Source organism: Leptolyngbya subtilissima AS-A7 (genome assembly GCF_039962255.1).
Taxonomy (GTDB): domain Bacteria; phylum Cyanobacteriota; class Cyanobacteriia; order Phormidesmidales; family Phormidesmidaceae; genus Nodosilinea.
Window position 1 is genome coordinate 87,055 of sequence record NZ_JAMPKY010000008.1, and the last position, 19,582, is coordinate 106,636.

The window sequence follows — 19,582 nt, forward strand, 5'->3', positions numbered from 1 at the left end:
TCTGCACTCGGAGTGAATTTAAGTTTTTCTGGTAGCGCAAGTTGCCGTTGGTCACGATCAAAAGCTTATAACCCTCTTACTTTGCGGTAGATAAGTGCCTCTACCTGAGCGTAGGTGACACCAAGAAACCACTCCAAAAACTGATCGAGTGAGGCACCATCCTTGAGATTTTCAAAGAGGGCAGCTACGGAAACGCGAGTGTCGAGCAAGACCCAGGCATCGCTCACCTTATCTGGGCTGTCTTCCAACATGTGGCTTAGTGGTCGTATCCATTCGGATTACCTTTTGTCTATTGTAAGTGGGGATGCGGGGCGGCCTGTTATTGCCTTTGAACCTGGCGCAACAAATCCTGAGTAATGGGGTGGTCAGAGAGGATATGAATTTGCCCAGCGACAATAACAATGCCAACGAAGTCACCTAGGCGGTTGATGGCTTCAATGGTGTAGGGATGCTCAGCGCCTGAAGTGTGGGCAAAGATCCTAAGCGCCTGCAGAAGCATAGCCTCTACATCAGCGAAGTTATCTTGAGCTACTCTCAACCGCGCCAGATTGCACAAGCAGATGCCCACAGTAGGATGCTCCTGTCCAAGAACACTTATGCTGATCTGCAACGACTTAGTAGCTAGGGGTTCCGCCTCACCATAGCGTCCTTGCGACCGATATAGTTCTGCAAGATTGTTCATGCTAATGGCGACATCGGGATGGTCGTCGCCCAAGCGCCGTTGACACAGCATAAGCGCCTTATGGAAAAGGGATTCGGCCTCTCTGTAGCGCTCTTGCAACCGATATAGATTCGCGAGATTGTTCATGCTGGAAGCGACATTGGGATGGTCGTCGCCCAGGCGCCATTGGAGCAGTGTCAGTGCCTTTCGGAAGAGGGGTTCGGCTTCGCTGTAGCGCCCCTGCGACCGATATAGTTCTGCAAGATTGTTCATGCTGGAGGCAACATCGGGATGGTTGTCACCTAAGCGCTGTTGGCGTAGCGTCAGCGCATCGCGGAGGAGGGGTTCGGCCTCGCTGTAGCGCCCTTGCAACTCATATAGACCCGCGAGATTGTTCATGCTGGTGGCAACATCGGGATGGTCGTCATCCAAAAACCGTTGGCGCAGCATCAGCGCATCGCGGAAGAAAAGTTCGGCCTCACTGTAGCGCCCTTGAGATTCACACAAATACGCGAGATTGTTCATGCTGGTGGCGACAGTGGGATGGTCGTCGTCCAAGAGTCGTTGGTGCAGCATCAGCGCGTCGCGGAAGAAGGGTTCAGCCTCGCTGTAGCGCCCTTGAGATTGATATAGAGCCGCAAGATTGTTCATACTGGCGGCGACAGCGAGATGGTCATCGCCAAGACGATCGCGCGTTACCATCAAACAATCTTGTAACCAGGGTTCTGCCTGCCCGTAAGCTCCCTGTCCTTGATAAAACCGCCCTAGTCCAATAAATGGCCATCCTAACGACTCATCGTCTAGCCAATGCTGCCAAGTAGTAGCCGCTTCTGCCAGGTGGGGGATCGCCGCTGTCACTGCCAAGATTTGGTCACGGGTGGGGATATCGGGTATCTGCCGAGCCACTTGCACCGTCGCCTGACAATAGCCCTGCTTTAACGCCTCAGCCCCAGACCACAGCTCCAGCTTGCTGCGAAAAAATTCTCGAATCAGCTGGTGCAGTTGCAGCTCTACCGGGGCACCACTGGCGCTAGCCACCGTGATCAAACTGCGGTTGATCAACCCCTCATCTCGCCAGTCTTCTATCTCATAGGGGTCGGTACCCTCGTACCAGTTCTCTATCCACTCCCAAGGTATAGGGGCCAGGGCAAATAGACAAAGGCGATAGGCGAGTTCTTGGGCTTCTAGCTCCAGGTCTTGCCAGCTCAGCTCAAAGGCAGCAGCTAGGCTTTCGTGGGCGGCAGTCATGTCTGCCTGGGCCTGAGTTAGGGCTTTGGCATCTAGGCGCTTGGCATGGAGTTGCTGCTGCATTTTGGCTAGAGTCCACCCCGGCTTGCGGGCCAAAAAACGGCCCACCAGTTCCAAGCCCAGTGGCAGGTAGCCCAGCCACTCGCACAGGGCTTTGGCGATATCGGGTTCTTGGTCTACGCGTTCATCCCTCACCAACGACCTCAGCAGATCTAGCGATGCCGCCTCACTCAGCACATCGAGCAGCACCATTTGGATGGATGCGCCCAGTTGTAAGCGGGTAGTTAGCAGCACCCGAAAGCGAGATTTCTGCGGCGGCAGGTAGGGTTTAATGGCGATGTAAGCAGCATTGTCGTCGGGGCCACTGACGTCATCAATTACTACCAGCACATCGCCATCGCCGGGCCAGTTGCGCCAGCAAAACTGCGCTTGTCGAGGCAAATCGATATCCGTAGGCATGTTTAGCCCCAGTTGGTCGATTGCATAGTTCACGATTTCGGTGCCAACGTCTTGCTCTTTGGCTTGTAGCCAGCAAATGCCACCAGGGTAGATGCCTCGATCGCGCTGTTGCAGGGCGTATCGCAGGGCTAGCTCGGTTTTACCAATGCCCCCCATGCCACGAACAGCGGTAATGGCAATGCGATCCGACTGATGGAGCTGGATATGAAGGTTGGTGAGGTCCGTTTCACGACCCACAAACTCTACCGCACCGCTGTGGGGTAGGTTATTGGGGCAAACCTTTAGTGGTGAGGGCAGCGTATCGAGATGGTCTAAGAAACGTTGCCACCGTCCATCTTGCTGGTGAAACGCTTGCTGCCAATCGGCTAATACGGGCAACCGCTGCATTATTACCGCCGTCTTGACGCCACCACCGCCAAGGCTGCTGTACTCATCTAGCGTAAACTTGGCCATGCCGCAGACCTTTCCGGTTCTGCGGTTGAGCAGGGCTGCGCCGCTCATCCCCGGCTGCACCTGCCCCTGCTCAAGCATAATGAACGGCGGCTCATCGCCCGTAAAGCCTTCGCACTCTGGCGTTACAGGGCGACCATTCTCAAACTCTCTAGCGGGGTAGCCAAACAAATAGAGCTGATCCCCCACCCGTACATCTTCATCATCTAAATAGACACAGGGCAAATTGTTTTGGGGTGGCTCAATAAAGGTGAGCAATGCCAAGTCAATCTCTGCCCACACCTGCTCTACCTGCGCCTCAGCAAAGTCCTGTATTTGCCGCCAGCGCATGGCTATCGGGGCACCCCCCGCCCGACGCACCACATGCTCACAGGTCAGCACCCGGCCCGGTGCCACAAAAAAGCCCGTGCCACATTCACCATTGGCCAGGGTGAGCTTAACAGTGCAGTCGTGCAGTAGGTCGTAAAGGGTGTCGACCACGGGCTATGCCTTTGGCTCCCATTCAAGGGTGATTTCGAGCGTTGCGTTGCCGCCGCCTTTAACCAACAACGCCGTTAGCTGGCCCGGCTCTACCGCTATATCTACGCCAAATTTCACCGTTGCCTTTGAGGGCATTGCTTTTTGAATGGGGGCAGCCACCGCCTCTACAATGCCTTCGATCGCCTTACCCACATCTTTCAAGTTAGGAATTTGCCCCCCAGCTACATCTTGCCGCCCGCCGGTTGCGGCTACCTCCACTTTTACAATCGTGCCGTCTTCTAGCCTGGCCTGAATAGTGTCTGTGCGATCGGGGGTCATAGCGCGGCAACTCAGTTTTTAGTAGGGGAAATAGTCAAGGGTATCTGCTCCTTCAGCCAACCCGCAGAGGGCATAAAACTGGCGAAGGGCGAGCACCACAATCCTAACTTCAGTCTTCAGCCTCAGAAAGCAAGATTCCGAGCGGTTTGCCCCAGGTTTCGAGTAATTTTCTCGGAACGTCGAGTAGTTTTCTCCAGATGCCGAGCAATTTTCTCAAAGCACCGAGTTATTTTCTTGGCACGCCGAGCGATCTGCTTCATCTTCCGAATAATTTTCTTGGAATGCCGGGTAATTTTCTCGGTGCACTGAGTTATCTACCCCAAACGCCGAGTAATTTTCTCGGAAGGTAGAGTCTTTTTACTGAAACGCCTTAAAACAGCCCGTCGGGTGGGCACTGCCCACCACTTAAACCTGCCTCAAACAGCCAATCTCGAAAGAGCCCCTTTGCCTAGGCTACAAAGGCACCCCTTCACTGCCCGCAAAATCGTTGGGAATTTCATCGACCGATTGAACGTTCAAAACAATCATCAACGCTTTCCACTGCTGGGGCGTTAACTTGGCCTCAGTTGCCCCGGCAATCCAGCGTTGATAAGTCCGCAGCGGAATCCCACAGTGAACAGCAAACTCAGCTTGGGACAGATTCGTCCGCTGAATCCTGAGTTCTTCAATAGGGGAATCACTTTCCTGGGGACGCCGATCTTTTTTCATTTAACACAGATGACACGCCATATTGACGTATTGATGATTGGCACGTCATAATGGCGTATGTAAGTCGATGGCAGCACCAGCCTTACCTGTAAGGACATGCCTACTGTCGTGCCCCATTCTACCGTTACCCATCATGTTCTTTTGCCATCTGCGATCGCGGGGGCTAGTTTTTGCTGCCCATGCGCTCTGTTAAAAGGTTTTGACCTTGGGTGGTGGGCAGTGCCCACCCTACGCTTTGTTCTGCTGTTGAGGACTTTCTAAATGCTGCAAGCTCAATCTTTTTTGCCGCCCTACCTGTGTGGGGCAGCACAGACCCCGCTGCCTACAATTCCTTTAGCTGTGGTGCCACACCGCCGCCTGCGGCACTACCTAGTCGGCTCCCCCGATGACACCCAGCACGCCATCGATCGCCTGCACCTGCTCGGCTACCTAGAGCGCGTCAGCTGGAGCCATGCTATCGACATCTCCGCCAACGGCCTGCTCATTCGCCCCGATGCGGGTGATGTGTTGCGCTACAGCCAGCGCGATCGGGTGACGGGGTGATCCGGTGATGAGGCAAGCGGCTCTGCATCAAGGTAGGGTGGGCAGTGCCCACCACTAGGAAAACTGTTTTCTAAAAGCTGCTTCGGCTAAAACGGCACGGCGGAATCAAGAAAGATTGCATCCTTTCTATGGGGATGAACAAATTGCAGCGATTGGGCGTGCAGGTGCAGCCGCTGCCCCGGTTCGCTCTGGCCATAGAGGCGATCGCCCCAAATCGGTGCATTCAGCCCATGGGCCGCATGCACCCGCAGCTGGTGAGTGCGCCCCGTCAACGGGTAAAAGGCGATTCGCGTTAGCTCTCCCTCACGGCCCAGCACCTCAAACTTGGTTTGACTGGGTTTGCCGTGCTGCCAGTTCACCGATTGCCGCGGTCGCTGCATCGGGTCACCCCACAGCGGCAGGTCAATGATCCCCGACGCTTCGGCAACATCCCCCACCACGATCGCCTGGTAGGTTTTGGCCACCTGGCGCTGCTCAAACTGCTGGCAGAGCTGGCGGTGGGTCTCGGCATCCAGCGCCAGCAGCAGCACCCCAGAGGTGTCTTGGTCAAGCCGATGCACGGGTTGCAAAAACGCTCCGTCAGGCAGGGCCGATTCGCGAATCGTTCGGGAACCGACTCGGAACGAGTATCCCAAGGGGAATCGCAGGCGGGTGAGCACGCTATCTTGGCGATCGCTGTAGCGCCCCGGTACCGACAGCAGCCCCGCAGGCTTATCCACCGCAATCATCCACGAGTCTTGATAGAGAACAGGAATCCCCAACTCTAGTTGAATGCCCTCGATCTGTGAGGGTTGTAGGGGCGCAGCATGCTGCGCCCCTACGGGGATATCGCTTGAGCCCAAAACCTGAGCCGACAACCCCGACAGCAGAAATCCCATAATCGGCTGACAGCGCTCAGCGCAGGCCCCATAAAATTCTCCCGGCTGCTTGTCGCCCTGGGGTGGCCCCCACCAAAACTCGGCCATCGCCAGGGGCTCAAGGCCGAGCTGAGCCGCCGCGTGCAACAGCTTAGGAGCGCAGCAGTCGCCCGTGCCCGTAGGCAGATTGCCCTGCCCCGCTAAATTCTGGATGGCCAGAGATTCGCCCGCAAAGTTGGTGAGGGTATAGGCGGCGTGCATCTCGGCCTGGAGCTGGCGGGAGAGATCTCGTCGCCGCTGCCTGAGAATGACGATTTCGGCATCGGCAGATTGAATGGTGGCTTCTAGAGGGGCAATGCGATCGCGCCACCGTTGCTTAAACTGCCGCAGCTCGGCCTTGTCGCCCCGACTCTCCTGCTCCAGAGCTGCTAGGGCTGCCGTGAGGGATTCTCCTGCTAGGGTGCAGACTAGGGTTTGGCGTTGGCGATCGCGGCAATGTTTGCGATCGCGGTGCCTTTGATTGAACTGGGTGCGATCGCAGGCCTGCTCCTCCTGCAAGCGAGCGTAGGTCTCTCGCTCTGGCAACTGTTGCAACCCCAGCAAACGGTCTTTAATTGCCCCCAGCGCATCGAGGGTGCGGGCCTCTTGCAGCGCCACCTGCGATCGCCCCGGTATCGGCGGCACCCAGCCAGGCAACCGTTCTTGCCCCTGCCACAGCCCCGAAAATGCCTTGAGCACTCCCATTTCCCGAGATGGCGATGGCCCTCCCGGACCGGTCTTCGACCATCGCACCACCAGCACCCCAAACATCTTGCCCTCAAGCGAGTGAGGGTCGCCAAGCTGGGTCATGAGCGCCTGGGCGCTCGCCCGAGCCATTGCCGTGCGGGGCAGTTGGTAATGCTTCCCCGTGCGGGGACAGTAGCCTTGGTAATAGTAATCAACTGCCTCTAGAGCAGGCAGCCGCACTCCGTCTAAAAAGGCATTGAGGGAATGAAAGGGTAGGTCAGACACAGCCAGAGAAGTCTCTAATCCTTCTGACTATAGAGCTCTTACTCAAGGCCATGATTTCCGTCGAAGTGAAGAGCAAGATCTATCTAAGAGGAGATTGGGGATCAATTCGGCGCTGATAAAGTAGCGGAGCGTGATGCTTCCCTTAAAGCATTGCCCCCTACTTCAGCCACTAAATATTATTCCCCATGAGATCAGACCTCAAAGTTGGAGCCATTCTCCAAGACAATGGACAGTGCCATTTTACACTTTGGGGGCCTGAGCTAGACTCTGTCGAGCTGCGGCTTCTCTCGCCTAAAAAAGCCTCTTTTCCAATGCAGAAAAGTGAGGAAGGCTATTGGACAATTTCGGTCGATGACGTAGCCGAAGGCACACAGTATCAATACTGCATAAACGAGGCCGATGTGCGGCCCGATCCGGCTTCGTTTTATCAGCCCGAGGGAGTGCATGGCCCCTCGGCAGTAGTTGACCTCAATACTTACAAATGGAACGACGACGGCTGGCAAAATATTCTCTGGTCAGACTACGTCATCTACGAACTGCACATCGGCACGTTTACGGCTGAGGGCACCTTTGACTCGGCGATCGCCCAGCTAGCCGACCTCAAAGCCCTCGGCATCACCGCCGTCGAAATTTTGCCGGTGTCGCAGTTTCCTGGCGAGCGCAACTGGGGCTACGACGGCGTGTTTCCCTTCGCCACCCAAAATTCCTACGGCGGCCCCAACGGGCTCAAGCGCCTGGTCGATGCCTGCCACCGCGAAGGGCTGGCGGTGATTCTCGACGTGGTCTACAACCACCTGGGGCCAGAGGGCAATTACACCGGCAGCTACGGCCCCTACACCACCGACAAATACAACACGCCTTGGGGCAACGCCATTAACTTTGACGACACCTGGTCTGATGGGGTGCGGCACTACTGCATTCAAAATGCGCTCTACTGGCTGCGCGAGTTTCACATCGACGGGCTGCGGCTCGACGCCATTCACGCCATCTACGACTTCAGCGCCAAGCACCTGCTAGCCGAGATGGCCGAGGCCGTGGCAGAGCTATCTGAGCAGGTCGGCAAGCCGCTGTACGTCACCGCCGAAAGCGACCTCAACGACACCCGTATCATTCGCCCCGCCGAGCAGGGGGGCTTTGCCCTGCGCGCCCAGTGGAGCGACGATTTTCACCATGCGTTGCACACGATGATTACCGGCGAACGCTACGGCTACTACCAAGACTTTGGCACCTGCGAGGCCCTGGCAACGGCAATTCGCGATCGCTTTGTCTATAGCGGCACCTATTCACCGTTTCGGCATCGGCGGCACGGCAACTCAGCCACCGACTTGCCCTCCGATCAATTTATTGTTTGTGCCCAAAACCACGACCAAATTGGCAATGCGAAGGGCTGCGATCGCCTCACTAAACTTGTGCCCTTTGAGGCCCTCAAGCTGACGGCTGGGGTACTGTTGACTTCACCCTACATTCCCCTGATTTTCATGGGCGAAGAATACGGTGAAGAAGCTCCCTTCAACTACTTTATTGATCACAGCGATCCCGATTTAATTGAGGCCGTCTATGAGGGGCGCAAACGCGAATTTAAAGAAGCTCACGGCTTTGGTGAACCTGCCCCCGCCCACGAAATTGCTACCTATGAAGCGTCTAAGCTGAACTGGCATCTGCGCGGCGAAGGCAAGCACAAAACAATGTTGAACTACTACCAACGCTTGCTAGAGCTGCGGCGACAGCTCAAGCTCAATGCGCCGTCCTATTCCAAAGATATGGAGATCAGTGGCGACGAAGACACCAAGGTGATCGTCTATCGCCGGGCGATCGCCGATGGACAACTGCTCTGCCTAATGAACTTCAACCCAAACGCTAGCGTAATTGAGCTAGCGCCGCCCGAGCAGCCCTGGATGCTGACCTTTGACTCGGCCGCCGCCGAGTGGGCTGGGCCAGGCTCATCCCTTCCTGAAAAAATCACTGAGGCCCAGTCTTTAGAAGTGCCACCCCTTGGGTTTGTGCTCTATACAACAACGTAGGAACGGTTGTTTTTCTAAACGCTCTAGTTGATGCTAGAGCGTTTAGAAAGCTATGGGCCCCACGGCAATTTCGGCCTGACACAGGTTATTTAATCCTTCATCTTTTCTGAGTTCGCTATGCGTATCCCTACCGCGACCTACCGGCTTCAGTTCAACTCAGAGTTTGGGTTTGCTGCGGCCCAAGACATTGTGGAGTATCTCAAAAACCTTGGGGTTTCAGATATCTACGCCTCGCCGATTTTCAAAGCGCGAAAGGGCAGCACCCACGGCTACGATGTGGTTGACCCCACCCAGCTCAACCCCGAGCTCGGGGGCGAAGCAGCGTTTCAGCCGCTGATTGATACGGTGCACCACCACAGTTTGGGCTGGCTGCAAGATATTGTGCCCAACCACATGGCCTACGACGGCCAAAACCCGTACCTCATGGACATCATGGAGTACGGCCCCGACTCGGAATATTTCAACTTCTTCGACATTGAGTGGGAAGGGCCCGAGGAGCTGGGGGGACGAGTTTTGGCCCCCATGCTGGGAGATTTTTACGATCGCTGCCTAGAGCGGGGCGAAATTCAGCTCAGTTACGACGAGACTGGGCTGAGCGTTAACTACTACGGTCTGCGGTTTCCGGTGCGCATCGAGTCCTACGGGCGGTTTTTGAGCTACCAATCGGGGCGGCTAGCCCAGCAGCTTGACACCAGCGATCGCACCTTCGTCAAGATCTCAGGCATTCTCTACCTGGTCAAAAATGCGATCGTCGATCTCAAGGGCCGTGAATATCGCGACCAGGCTCAGTTTGCCAAAGGGCTGCTGTGGGATGTCTACCAAGAAAGCGACGCCGTTCGCGAGTTCATCGACCAAAACCTAGTGATCTTCAACGGCACCCCCGACCAGCCCAGCAGCTTTGATCTCCTCGACGAACTCCTCTCAGAACAGTTTTACCGCCTGTCATTTTGGAAAGTGGGAGCCGAGGAACTCAACTACCGCCGCTTCTTCACTGTCAACGAGCTGATCTGCCTCAAGATCGACAACCAGGAAGTCTTCGATCAAACCCACGACCTGATCTGCAAACTGGTCAAAAATGACCAATTCAACGGTGTCAGAATCGACCACATCGACGGGCTCTACGACCCCACTCGCTATCTAGAGCGGCTGCGCGATCGCCTGGGCGACACCTACATCGTCATCGAAAAAATTCTTGAAGACGAAGAAACCATACCTCCCGAATGGCCAATTCAAGGCACCTCGGGCTACGACTCGCTGATTCAGCTCAACGGCGTCTTTTGTCAGCAGGACAACCAAGACGCCTTCACCCACATCTACCAACAGCTGACCGGCGAAAACACCCCCTACCCCGAGCTAGTGGCCGCCAAGAAACGGCTGATCGCCGAGACTAACCTAGTCGGCGACATTAACAACCTGGCCCGGTTTCTCAAGCGCGTCTGTCAGCAATATCGCTACGGGCGCGACCTCACCCTCTACGGCCTGCGCACCGCCATTGAAGAGGTGCTGATTGCCTTCCCGATCTATTGCACCTACGTCAACCAGGAGAAGATCTCCGAGCGCGATCTGGCCTACGTGCAGGAGGCGATCGAGGCCGCCCGCAAGCGCATTCCCCAGCTGATCAACGAGCTAAATTTAATCGAGCGATTCCTATCGCTCAACTTTGAAGGCTCGCTGCCCGAGGAAGAAAAGGCCCAGTGGCTGCACTTCGTCATGCGCCTCCAACAGTTTACCGGCCCGCTGATGGCCAAAGGCCTAGAAGACACCCTCTTCTACGGCTACAACCGCTTTATCAGCCTGAATGAGGTGGGTGGCACACCGGGGCATTTTGGCCTTTCGATGCGGCAGTTTCACCAGCGGCAGCAGCAGCGACAGCAGCAGTGGCCCCATGCCATGAACGCCAGCTCAACCCACGATACCAAGCGCAGCGAAGACGTGCGCGCCCGGCTCAATGTGCTCTCTGAAATCCCCAGCGAATGGGAAACAGCCGTCAACCTCTGGCGCAGCCTCAACGGCAGCCACAAAACGGTGGTGCGCGACCAGGTGGTACCCGACGCCAACGACGAATATTTTCTCTACCAAACCCTGGTGGGAGCGTTTCCGTTTGAGGATAGCGAGCTGGCTAGCTTTAGCGATCGCGTTGCCGACTACGTGGTCAAAGCCGTGCGCGAAGCCAAGGTGCACACCGCCTGGCTGCGCCCCGACGCCGACTACGAAGACGGCTATGTAGCCTTTGCCCGCGCCATTTTGACCCCCGGTGAAAAGAACAATTTTCTCCCCGAGTTTCGCAAGTTCCAGCAGCGCATTGCCGAATATGGCATCTACAACTCGCTCTCCCAGGTGGTGCTCAAGCTGATGCTGCCAGGGGTACCCGACATCTACCAGGGTCAAGAACTGTGGGATTTTAGCCTGGTTGACCCCGACAACCGCCGCCCCGTTGACTACAACCTGCGGCGCCACTGGCTGCAAGAGTTGCAGCAGTGGGGCGACGATCGCGCTGCCCTGCTCCAAAACCTGCTGGAGTACCGCCAAGACGGACGCATTAAACTGTGGGTGACCCACTGCGGGCTGGCGGTGCGGCAGGCCTACCCCGAGCTGTTTGAGCAGGGCGACTACCAGCCGCTGTTTGCGCGTGGTGATGCAGAGGAGCACATTTTGGCCTTTGCTCGCCAGTGGGGCAATCAGTGGGTGGTGGCGATCGCCCCCCGTTTTCTCACCAGCCGCATTGAACCGGGCGAATACCCCATCGGCAAGGTGTGGGGCGACACCACCCTGGCCCTGCCCAGCGGCGCTCAGCACTGGCAAAACTGGATCACAGGCGAATCGGTTACTACCACCACCGAAGATGCCGCCCTGTCGGACCTGTTGGCCACATTTCCGTACGCTATCTTGGTTGGCACAGCAGCCGACCAGCCAGCCCTAGAAGCTACCACCGAATCCTAAAGCGAGCCGCTCCCCGTTCAAATAGGAGTGTTTAGGCCTTGTGGGACAGCCGTCTTGGCTGTCCCACAAGGCCTACAATTTTGGCTGATCGGCTGATAACTCACGCAAGAGTCTAGTCAACCTCTTCAAAAGCCTCTTTGCCAATCGCGGAGATATTGCCTAGGGCCAGACCCTTCGTTACAGCAGGGCTTCTAGCTACCCACGAAACTGGAGAGTAGAAATTGGGCACTGTATTAAGCGAAAGCCCTAAATCTACTATTCATGATTGTTAAAGAGTTAGATCCTCTCGCCCCTAACGCCAGTAAGCAGATGCAGGCGGGGCACAGGGCTGAAGAACAAATGGCGTTTTACCTGCGCAGGGCATTCAGCGAAGATCCCAAAATCAAGGTACTAAACGGATTGCGGCTAGAGCGCCGGGGAGAGGTAGCCCAAATTGACCACCTGCTGATTAGCACCCACGGCTTTATTTTGATCGAGAGTAAGAGCGTCACCACGCAAATCCGGGTCAATGAGCAAGGGGAGTGGTCACGCCAGGTGGGGTCAGTTTGGCAGGGCATGCCATCTCCCCTACTGCAAGTTGAGCGCCAGGCAGAGTTGCTCAAGACCTTACTAAACGACCACGTTGATCAGTTCTTCCGCAAGGTGCTAACGCTTCAGCTCACCTTTGCTTCAGTTCCCTTTGATGGGCTGGTGGCTATTTCTGACATCGGGGTGGTTCAGCGCCCTCCCGGTTTTGCCACGCAGCAGGTGCTCAAAGCCGATCAGATCACTAAACGAATTCAGGAAATGCATGCCGCCTATCGTCGGGCCAGCAGTTTATTCTCCCTCAACGTGAGGGATGCTGGGGCCGAATTTAACGACAGGAAAGTAACCAACCTAGCGGAGTTTTTGCTGCAACAGCACAGTCCTCAAACCCAGCTGCCTCCTCTAGAGATTCCTACAGCGCTGCCCAATTCTGTGAAAACGCCCTCTATTTCGAGATCTAAGCAGGTTGTTCTTCCTGTTGCCAAACCTCAGTCTGATCGGCCACCCTTACCCCGACGTCAAGTGGCACCAGCTCCAAATACCCTCAAGGGCTCTGCCCCGGCTACCGTTAAACCCCAGCCACGGCCAGTTCCCTCACCTCAATCTCAGGTCGTTTCAGCAGGGGCGGTTTCACCCTCTGCTGGGAACGCTTTGGCTCCCGCCTGTCGCACCTGTGGTAGCAGCCACTTGACCATTGTGTATGGCAAATATGGCTACTATTTCAAGTGTGCTGATTGTGAGGGCAACACGCCAATTAAAGTAACCTGTGCCAATGGCGAAAAAGCCAAAATTTCAAAGCAAGGACGGGAGTTTTATCTAGTGTGCCAGGACGCACCACAACCCCAACTCTTTTACATCAATCCGACTTAATGAACGAGGCGCATAATCAATACGCAGTGCAATGACACTTGCAATCAGTTGCTTAGCCTAGCGATCGCCATATAGGTGTCTCCCCGCAGAAGGATGGCAAAGCTAGATCCCGTACCTAAGCTTAAGGCATTGTATGGGAGGCATTATGGGCGTTCGCAAACGGATATTTATACTGAGTTCTGCGATCGGCGCTGGTATTGTCACCATTGCCATTGGGCTCATTCTTTGGAGCACTACCCTATCCCCAGCCAGCCAAGCCAAGGGTGTCGGGGTTGAGCCCGCACCTATTCAGCTTGAGCAGGCTGCCAACCAAGCAGAGGACCTCTCAAAGGACGTCTACGGCGGGCTAGACACTACCAAGGAGATTATTGGTAAGACTGAACCCCGCAACCAAGCTATTGAGCGTGGCCGAGACGCCGCTAGCCAAAAAATGAAGGAACTGAGCGATCGCGCCCGTCAAGCACAACAGTCTGGGGAAGACGTACTGTCTGCTACTGACAAGCGAGTACTCAAGCACATCACAGAGTAAGTCAGCAAACCCCAATGCCAAAACTACGTTTCCTAAAAGACCATCTAGTTGGATGCTGGCAAGAGAAATTCAAGCGATTGGGGGACAACGCTTACGTCAATAACGATAGAGCCATCTAGCGAAGCTAAATCGCTCTTGGACAGAATTTTGTCATCAGCGTGAATATCAAACCCTTCTCCCTGAATCTGTAAGTGTCGGCCCTGATACTGCGTGAACGGGGCTAGATCGCATTTGCCAGCTAAGCAGTCAGATAGGTAATTGATAATCTTATCTTGCTCGCCCTCTCGCACCAGCACAACGGTCAACAGCCCGTCATTGAGGCTTATATTTGGGGCCAGGTGTAGGTTAGGTCCAACATATTCAATATTCATAACCTCCAGCAAAACATATTCGCCTGAAATATCTTGACCATCCAAAGAAAGGGTTAAAGATCGGACAGGGCATCGGGAAACCCGCTGTTTTAGCAGGTCTAAGACAGTTGCAATTTCCTCTTCAGCGGTTGCCACATGCTTTAGATGACCACTATGCTCAACCTTAGACATGGTTCGAGCAAATAGACCCATACCTAAACTTTCAATCAGTTGAGTTGTGCCCCAGGCTCCGCTGGCGATCGCACTATCAAACTTAATGTGTTGTGCAGTGGCCCATCCTTCAACAAGCTGCTCCAGAGGAATGTCCATCAAGCCCAGCGTTTTGGCGATATTATTGGCTGTCCCCATGGGCAAGACAGCCATCGGAATATCTTGCCCGACCAAGCGTTGGGCCACCTGACCAACAGTGCCATCCCCCCCGGCAGCGACTACTAAGTCGCCGGGATTTTCCAAGGCAGCAACCCATTTGTCGTGTTTGGTCGACTGATAGTTAACCTCATAACCAGACTGTTCAATTAGAGATAAAAGTACATCTTTGGAAGGGTGTTTATCATCGCCTGCCTTGGAATTATGAATCAGCGTAACTTTCATAAAAATTCTCTAAAAAGCCCAAAAACAAGATTTGAACAGTTTAGAACCTGTGGTTTTGCCATCCCTCGGCACAGAGGCAGATGGTAATAACCCTAGAGGAGGAAAAGAGGTTTAGATGCGGATACTTATTGCTAACGACGACGGAATTTACAGCCCTGGTATTGCAGCCCTGGCAGAGGTAGCCGCAACCTTTGGCCAAGTGCGTATCGTCGCACCCGATGTAGAAATGTCTTCGGCGGGGCACTCCATTACGGCTTCGCGCCCCCTCTCCTACAAGCGCACACCCCTGCGAGATTTTGAGGCCTACCGCGTCAACGGTACCCCCGCCGATTGCGTAGCACTAGGTGCTTACAACTGGGACAAAGTGAATGTAGTGCTGTCGGGTATCAATTTAGGCAGCAACTTAGGCAATGCAATGTGGCATTCAGGCACTCTTGCGGCGGCCAAGCAAGCAGTTCTGTTGGGGATGCGCGGCATTGCCCTCAGTGCGCCCGCGACTGAGAGTGAGCCCGATTTTGACCTACTAAAGCCCTACCTGGCAAAGGTTCTAGAGTTACTCTTGCCAGATCCAGACCTAGCCTTAGTCAACGTCAATTTTCCTAACCAGGCTCCTCAGGGCTTGCGCTGGACTCGCCAGTCGGTGCGACAGTACGACGGCCAGGTCATGCCTAGTAAGGATCCGATGGGGCGGCAGCACTTCTGGTTCACAGTGATACCGCTGGAGGCTCCTGAGGCTGGGACTGATCGCTGGGCTGTAGACCAAGGCTATGTCTCGATGACACCCCTGCGCCTTGACCTAACCAATGAAGATGCCCTAGCTCAAGCACAGTTGAAGCATTCTTGCAATTGAGCACCAACCTCAATTTGAACTGCTAGGGCGAATAAAGCCCTTGTCCAGCTACGTTCATCGACAACTATCTGGACCTAATTTGACAGCACCAGGCGGACAAGAACGGAGCAAATTCTAGCCCTGATTATTTACCATCTGACGCGGCGCTACGGCCCGGCAAGGATTGCCATAGCAAATCTGCCCCGACGGCAGCGATTTTAATACGCTGCTGCGGGCTCCTACAACGCTATTGGCTCCCACCGTCACCCCAGGGGCCACAAAGCAGTCGGTCGCCACCCAAGCGCCGTTCTCAACGGTCACTGGTGCAACTATCAAGCCAAAGCGTGGGTCGTGAATGTCGTGGCTGCCAGTGCACAGGTAGCTTTTTTGCGAAATTACGCAGTGTTGGCCAATGGTAATTTGGGCCAGGCTATAGAGCACTACGTCATCGCCAATCCAGCTGTGGTCGCCGATACTCACATTCCACGGGTAGGTGAACCGAGCGGTAGGGCGAATCACCACACCCTGGCCAACAGTGGCCCCAAACTGACGCAGCAGCCAGCGCCTCGGCCCGTGGGAGGCGTGGGGCGTGAGGGGAAATAGCACCGCCTGCAACAGCCACCACAGCAGAATGACGACCTTCGATCGCCCCGGTTTATACCACGACTGGTCGTAGGCATCGAGCCGCACCCAGGGGCGCTCGCCGCCACTATCCAAAGGGCTGTGACTAGAATCGGGGGGAGCCGTCATATTCAGCCGCCATCAAGAGGTATTAAGGGGCTGATTCTACCGAAATAATCGATGGCTGAACTACTGGCTGTGGTAGGGTCGCATTTTCTTTGGGGGTGACATTGAGCTGCCCACCAAACTGCCTAAGCTCGAACAGTTTCACCCCAATCTGGTACTCATACTGGCTCAGCAGCCGTCCATAGATATAGCCCGCTCGCCCGTCTAGAAAGCCTAGCCGCAGCACATAAAACAGCACAAACCGCAGCAGCGGTTTAAAGGGCAGCCGCACCCAAATTTTCTTGAGAAATCGCTTGCGCTGCACCGCATCGCCAAACAGATTTGCGCCGATGGTGCCGCCGTCGCCCATGCCGGTGAGCAGGTTGTAGTAGACCTGGGCCTCCCAGTTAGAGTAGCGGTTGTGGCGGGCTAGCCAGTGGTACAAGTCACGAAAGTCTTCGTGGAGCATATCGTGCTTTAGGTAGCCTACGGCACCTTCGACCATGACGTGCTCGTGCACTTCGTTATCGCCAGTGTTAGGAATATCGGCGGTTTGCAGATTTTCGTAGCGGCCCTTTTGGTGGCGAAACAGGCGCAGGTTCCAGTCGGGGTATTTACCGCCGTGGCGAATCCAAGTGCCAAGAAAGAATACCCGGCGGTTTAAGTAGTAACCGTCAAACTCGTTCTGCTGAATAGCGTTAGTAATCTCATCCCACAGTTCTGGGGTAATGCGCTCGTCACAGTCGACAATCAGCACCCACTCGTGGCTAAAGGGCAAGTTGTCTAAGGCCCAGTTTTTCTTTTTGGGCCAGTGGCCGTTGAAGTCAAACTGCACCACCTTAGCCCCAGCAGCGGTGGCAATCTCGATACTGCGATCGCTGCTGTTTGAATCCACTACAAAAATCTCCGCCGCCCGCTCTAGGCTGGCCAGACAGGCGGGTAGATTTTGCTCCTCATCCTTAGCCGGAATTAGCACAGAGATGGGGACTTTGGGGGTCGTCTTAACCATGGTGAATTCCATACTTGAGAGGTTTACTCAACAAACGTCGGTTGGTGCTTAGGGGCAGACCTTCGCCCCAGGGCGAGGCAGTAGGTGGCGCAGACCGCCCACCACATAGCCCAGTTGCCCGTAGGCGTAGACCAAATTTTCAAACCGCAGTGCTGGGTCAGACCAGTAGCGCAGAGTCTTAACCAGGCCTCGCAGCAAACACAAGCTTCGCACCCGCACCCGCTCTAGGGTTAGGGTGTGGCTAAGCTGCTCGCGGTAGCATTCGCTAATGCCCTGCCACCAGCTGCGGCGCAAAAACCAGCCCCGACGCAGTCGTTCGGGAGCCACGTTGTGGGCTACCTGGGCCTGGGGTACAAACAAAACCTCATGCCCAGCGGCCAGGGCCAGTTGAGTCAGGTGCAGTTCTTCATTCGAGAGCAGATTTTTGCCCACTCGACCGAGTTGTGGGTCAAAGCCACCTGCAGCATCGAGAAAGCTTTTTTTGACGCCGTAGTTGAGCCCTCGGGGGGTTTGCCCTGGGTTAGTGATGAGTCGCGTCGTAGTGCCCAAATCGTAGGCACCCAGGCTCTCAGAAAGCGTAGACGACAGCCAGCGAGGCGGAGTCATATTCTGTGGCCAAATCAGGCTGACGTAGCCGCCCGCGATCGCCGCCTTGGGGTGCTGCTCAAAGGCCGCCGCTAGGGCGACCAGCCAGTGGGGAGAGGCTTCGGCATCGTCGTCGAGGTAAGCGAGAATAGTACCCTTGGCGATCGCAGCACCCCGGTTGCGTGCCGCCGACAGCCCCAGGGTGCTCTCGTACACGTAGGTCAGTGTGGGGTTGGACAGATACGTTTCAACTACGGCCTTGGTGTCATCCGTCGAAGCGTTATCCACCACAATAATTTCGTAGGCGGCGTAGGTTTGCTCAAGCAGGCTGGCGATCGCTGCCCCTAGATAGCAAGCCCGGTTGTGGGTACAAATAATTGCTGAAATCAGGGGTTGAGTCATCACCAACACTATTGCCGTAGGGCTGCTAAACCAACATCTTCCGCCCTGTTCAAACACCACAATGGGCAGCCTAGAACCGCGCTGATTCTAAACTGCCCATTTCAGTCTATAGACTACCGAAGCTTCCCGTCTGTGATGCGACGGACATTGCCAACTGGTTACTGGCGGTAGCTAGGGTGGGGTTGGTAATAGACCTTCGCCCCTTGATCCGCCACATAGTGGCAGGCCCAAAACGATCGGGCAAAGCTTCTCCACACCGGCTCTTCAGAGCGACGGTAATAATCGCCCAAAATTGGCTTAATGGCCTCGGTTGCCGTCTTCAGGTGATAGTGGGGAATAGCCAAGAAAATGTGGTGGGCCACGTGGGTGCCGATGTTGTGGTGAATGGGATTGATAAACCCATAGTCACGGTCAATGGTCGACAGCGCCCCCTTGAGGAAATACCACTCATCCCCCCGATACCAAGGGATATCTGGCTCGGTGTGGTGCAAAAACGTCACCAAATCAAGCCACACAATGAACACCAGGTAGGGTGCTACATAGTAGGTCGCCAAAAACAACAGCCCCTGAGTTAATCCTACCCAGGCCAAAAACACGACCATAGCCGACCAGCACAGAGTGCTCACCAGCACGTCACGCCGCTCAGAGGGACGAAACAGCGGACTGCTGGGCATGAAGTGAGAGCCACTGCGCCCCGACGACCGAAAGAACAGATAGAACGGATAAGCAAACAACGCTCCGTAGAAACGCACCATCTTTTGCGCCCAAGGCATAGCTTGATAGGTCGACTCATCTATTGGGTACCAACTTTCGTCAGTGTCGATGTTGCCGGTGTTGGCGTGATGGGTGCGGTGGCTAATTCGCCAGCCGTGGTAAGGCACCAAAATGGGCGTGTGGGACAGATGACCGACCAGGCTGTTGAGCCACTTGTAGCGAGAAAATGAGCCATGGCCGCAGTCGTGGCCGACCACAAAAATAGCCCAGAACATCGTGCCCTGAGCCAGCCAAAATATTGGGAAAAACAGCCAAGAATTGACTGCGTGGGCCACGGCATATAGCGCCGCGATAATCCCTAAATCTAAAAAGAAGTAGGCCAGCGACTTAAGCACGGAAGGCTGAAAACAATGGGCCGGAATCGCCGCCCTGAGATCTTGAAGGGTAAAGTCTAGCTCCTGGGCTGAGCGAACGTAGGCCGAAAATTCTGCATCTGTAGCTCCTGGAGGAACACGATCTACTTGCACGAAAGTACCAATTTAACCATAGAGACGAACGCCCAGCTACTTCAAAAAAAATGAGCGGGCGTTACACAGCTTAACTTTTCGCGGCATAAAATTCTATCCCGCGATGGAGGAGCATAGTTAGTGAGTTAAAGCAATCTTTCTAGTTAGCCAGAGAAGAAGGAGTAGGTTGGGGGCTTTGAGCCTGTCTGTTGGGACTACAGATAAATGG

The 19,582-nt window shown here is 55.2% G+C and carries 16 protein-coding genes; 6 read left to right on the forward strand and 10 right to left on the reverse strand.

The window, feature by feature from the left end; translation table 11 throughout:
* Nucleotides 1-65: 65 nt before the first annotated feature.
* The 4 genes from NC979_RS17405 to NC979_RS17420 all read right to left on the reverse strand — a co-directional run bounded on the left by NC979_RS17405 (nt 66) and on the right by NC979_RS17420 (nt 4,324).
* A complete protein-coding gene (locus tag NC979_RS17405; protein WP_190519197.1) occupies nt 66-251 on the reverse strand; it encodes a DUF433 domain-containing protein in 186 nt (61 codons plus the stop codon).
* A 68-nt stretch (nt 252-319) separates the two neighbouring features.
* The gene (locus NC979_RS17410) at nt 320-3,298 is read right to left on the reverse strand and encodes a tetratricopeptide repeat protein (protein ID WP_190519199.1); all 2,979 of its coding nucleotides are present in this window, start codon (nt 3,296-3,298) and stop codon (nt 320-322) included.
* Nucleotides 3,299-3,301: 3 nt separating this feature from the next.
* The gene (locus NC979_RS17415) at nt 3,302-3,616 is read right to left on the reverse strand and encodes a CU044_2847 family protein (RefSeq protein ID WP_190519201.1); all 315 of its coding nucleotides are present in this window, start codon (nt 3,614-3,616) and stop codon (nt 3,302-3,304) included.
* A 453-nt stretch (nt 3,617-4,069) separates the two neighbouring features.
* A complete protein-coding gene (locus NC979_RS17420) occupies nt 4,070-4,324 on the reverse strand; it encodes a helix-turn-helix domain-containing protein (protein WP_190519203.1) in 255 nt (84 codons plus the stop codon).
* A gap of 261 nt (nt 4,325-4,585) precedes the next feature.
* On the opposite strand from NC979_RS17420, the gene NC979_RS17425 reads away from it, so the two are divergent.
* Nucleotides 4,586-4,867 (forward strand): hypothetical protein, encoded by a 282-nt coding sequence (locus tag NC979_RS17425; RefSeq protein ID WP_190519205.1) that lies wholly within the window; start codon nt 4,586-4,588, stop codon nt 4,865-4,867.
* 86 nt (nt 4,868-4,953) lie between these two features.
* Here the strand turns inward: NC979_RS17425 and NC979_RS17430 are convergent, their stop codons facing one another.
* Nucleotides 4,954-6,735, reverse strand: coding sequence for an RluA family pseudouridine synthase (locus NC979_RS17430; protein WP_347403934.1), 1,782 nt, complete (start codon nt 6,733-6,735; stop codon nt 4,954-4,956).
* A gap of 185 nt (nt 6,736-6,920) precedes the next feature.
* Between NC979_RS17430 and treZ the strand changes: the two genes are divergently transcribed.
* From treZ to NC979_RS17450, 4 genes are all read left to right on the forward strand, one after another.
* Nucleotides 6,921-8,756 (forward strand): malto-oligosyltrehalose trehalohydrolase, encoded by a 1,836-nt coding sequence (gene treZ / locus NC979_RS17435; RefSeq protein WP_190519208.1) that lies wholly within the window; start codon nt 6,921-6,923, stop codon nt 8,754-8,756.
* Nucleotides 8,757-8,873: 117 nt separating this feature from the next.
* Nucleotides 8,874-11,696 (forward strand): malto-oligosyltrehalose synthase, encoded by a 2,823-nt coding sequence (gene treY, locus NC979_RS17440; protein WP_190519210.1) that lies wholly within the window; start codon nt 8,874-8,876, stop codon nt 11,694-11,696.
* Nucleotides 11,697-11,957: 261 nt separating this feature from the next.
* Nucleotides 11,958-13,091 carry a nuclease-related domain-containing protein gene (locus NC979_RS17445; RefSeq protein WP_190519212.1) on the forward strand — a complete coding sequence of 378 codons (1,134 nt, stop codon included), beginning with the start codon at nt 11,958-11,960 and terminating at the stop codon, nt 13,089-13,091.
* Between the two features lie 145 nt (nt 13,092-13,236).
* Nucleotides 13,237-13,620, forward strand: coding sequence for a hypothetical protein (locus NC979_RS17450; RefSeq protein WP_190519215.1), 384 nt, complete (start codon nt 13,237-13,239; stop codon nt 13,618-13,620).
* Between the two features lie 44 nt (nt 13,621-13,664).
* Here the strand turns inward: NC979_RS17450 and NC979_RS17455 are convergent, their stop codons facing one another.
* Nucleotides 13,665-14,582, reverse strand: a complete 918-nt coding sequence (locus NC979_RS17455) for a diacylglycerol/lipid kinase family protein (protein ID WP_190519218.1) — start codon at nt 14,580-14,582, stop codon at nt 13,665-13,667.
* Between the two features lie 115 nt (nt 14,583-14,697).
* On the opposite strand from NC979_RS17455, the gene surE reads away from it, so the two are divergent.
* Nucleotides 14,698-15,432, forward strand: coding sequence for a 5'/3'-nucleotidase SurE (surE, locus tag NC979_RS17460; protein ID WP_190519224.1), 735 nt, complete (start codon nt 14,698-14,700; stop codon nt 15,430-15,432).
* 114 nt (nt 15,433-15,546) lie between these two features.
* Here the strand turns inward: surE and hpsU are convergent, their stop codons facing one another.
* The 4 genes from hpsU to NC979_RS17480 all read right to left on the reverse strand — a co-directional run bounded on the left by hpsU (nt 15,547) and on the right by NC979_RS17480 (nt 19,374).
* Nucleotides 15,547-16,161 carry a hormogonium polysaccharide biosynthesis acetyltransferase HpsU gene (hpsU, locus tag NC979_RS17465; RefSeq protein WP_190519227.1) on the reverse strand — a complete coding sequence of 205 codons (615 nt, stop codon included), beginning with the start codon at nt 16,159-16,161 and terminating at the stop codon, nt 15,547-15,549.
* 22 nt (nt 16,162-16,183) lie between these two features.
* On the reverse strand, nt 16,184-17,146 hold the full coding sequence (locus NC979_RS17470; protein WP_190519229.1) for a glycosyltransferase family 2 protein: 963 nt from the start codon (nt 17,144-17,146) through the stop codon (nt 16,184-16,186).
* A gap of 48 nt (nt 17,147-17,194) precedes the next feature.
* A complete protein-coding gene (locus tag NC979_RS17475) occupies nt 17,195-18,133 on the reverse strand; it encodes a glycosyltransferase family 2 protein (RefSeq protein WP_190519231.1) in 939 nt (312 codons plus the stop codon).
* Between the two features lie 158 nt (nt 18,134-18,291).
* Nucleotides 18,292-19,374, reverse strand: coding sequence for a fatty acid desaturase (locus tag NC979_RS17480; protein WP_190519233.1), 1,083 nt, complete (start codon nt 19,372-19,374; stop codon nt 18,292-18,294).
* Nucleotides 19,375-19,582 lie beyond the last annotated feature (208 nt).

Bases quoted from the DNA above. Each gene is read 5' to 3' on its own strand.
- NC979_RS17405 (WP_190519197.1), bottom strand. From the start codon at position 251: ATGTTGGAAGACAGCCCAGATAAGGTGAGCGATGCCTGGGTCTTGCTC.
- NC979_RS17415 (WP_190519201.1), bottom strand. From the start codon at position 3,616: ATGACCCCCGATCGCACAGACACTATTCAGGCCAGGCTAGAAGACGGC.
- NC979_RS17420 (WP_190519203.1), bottom strand. From the start codon at position 4,324: ATGAAAAAAGATCGGCGTCCCCAGGAAAGTGATTCCCCTATTGAAGAA.
- NC979_RS17425 (WP_190519205.1), top strand. From the start codon at position 4,586: ATGCTGCAAGCTCAATCTTTTTTGCCGCCCTACCTGTGTGGGGCAGCA.
- treZ (WP_190519208.1), top strand. From the start codon at position 6,921: ATGAGATCAGACCTCAAAGTTGGAGCCATTCTCCAAGACAATGGACAG.
- treY (WP_190519210.1), top strand. From the start codon at position 8,874: ATGCGTATCCCTACCGCGACCTACCGGCTTCAGTTCAACTCAGAGTTT.
- NC979_RS17445 (WP_190519212.1), top strand. From the start codon at position 11,958: ATGATTGTTAAAGAGTTAGATCCTCTCGCCCCTAACGCCAGTAAGCAG.
- NC979_RS17450 (WP_190519215.1), top strand. From the start codon at position 13,237: ATGGGCGTTCGCAAACGGATATTTATACTGAGTTCTGCGATCGGCGCT.
- NC979_RS17455 (WP_190519218.1), bottom strand. From the start codon at position 14,582: ATGAAAGTTACGCTGATTCATAATTCCAAGGCAGGCGATGATAAACAC.
- surE (WP_190519224.1), top strand. From the start codon at position 14,698: ATGCGGATACTTATTGCTAACGACGACGGAATTTACAGCCCTGGTATT.
- hpsU (WP_190519227.1), bottom strand. From the start codon at position 16,161: ATGACGGCTCCCCCCGATTCTAGTCACAGCCCTTTGGATAGTGGCGGC.
- NC979_RS17470 (WP_190519229.1), bottom strand. From the start codon at position 17,146: ATGGTTAAGACGACCCCCAAAGTCCCCATCTCTGTGCTAATTCCGGCT.
- NC979_RS17475 (WP_190519231.1), bottom strand. From the start codon at position 18,133: ATGACTCAACCCCTGATTTCAGCAATTATTTGTACCCACAACCGGGCT.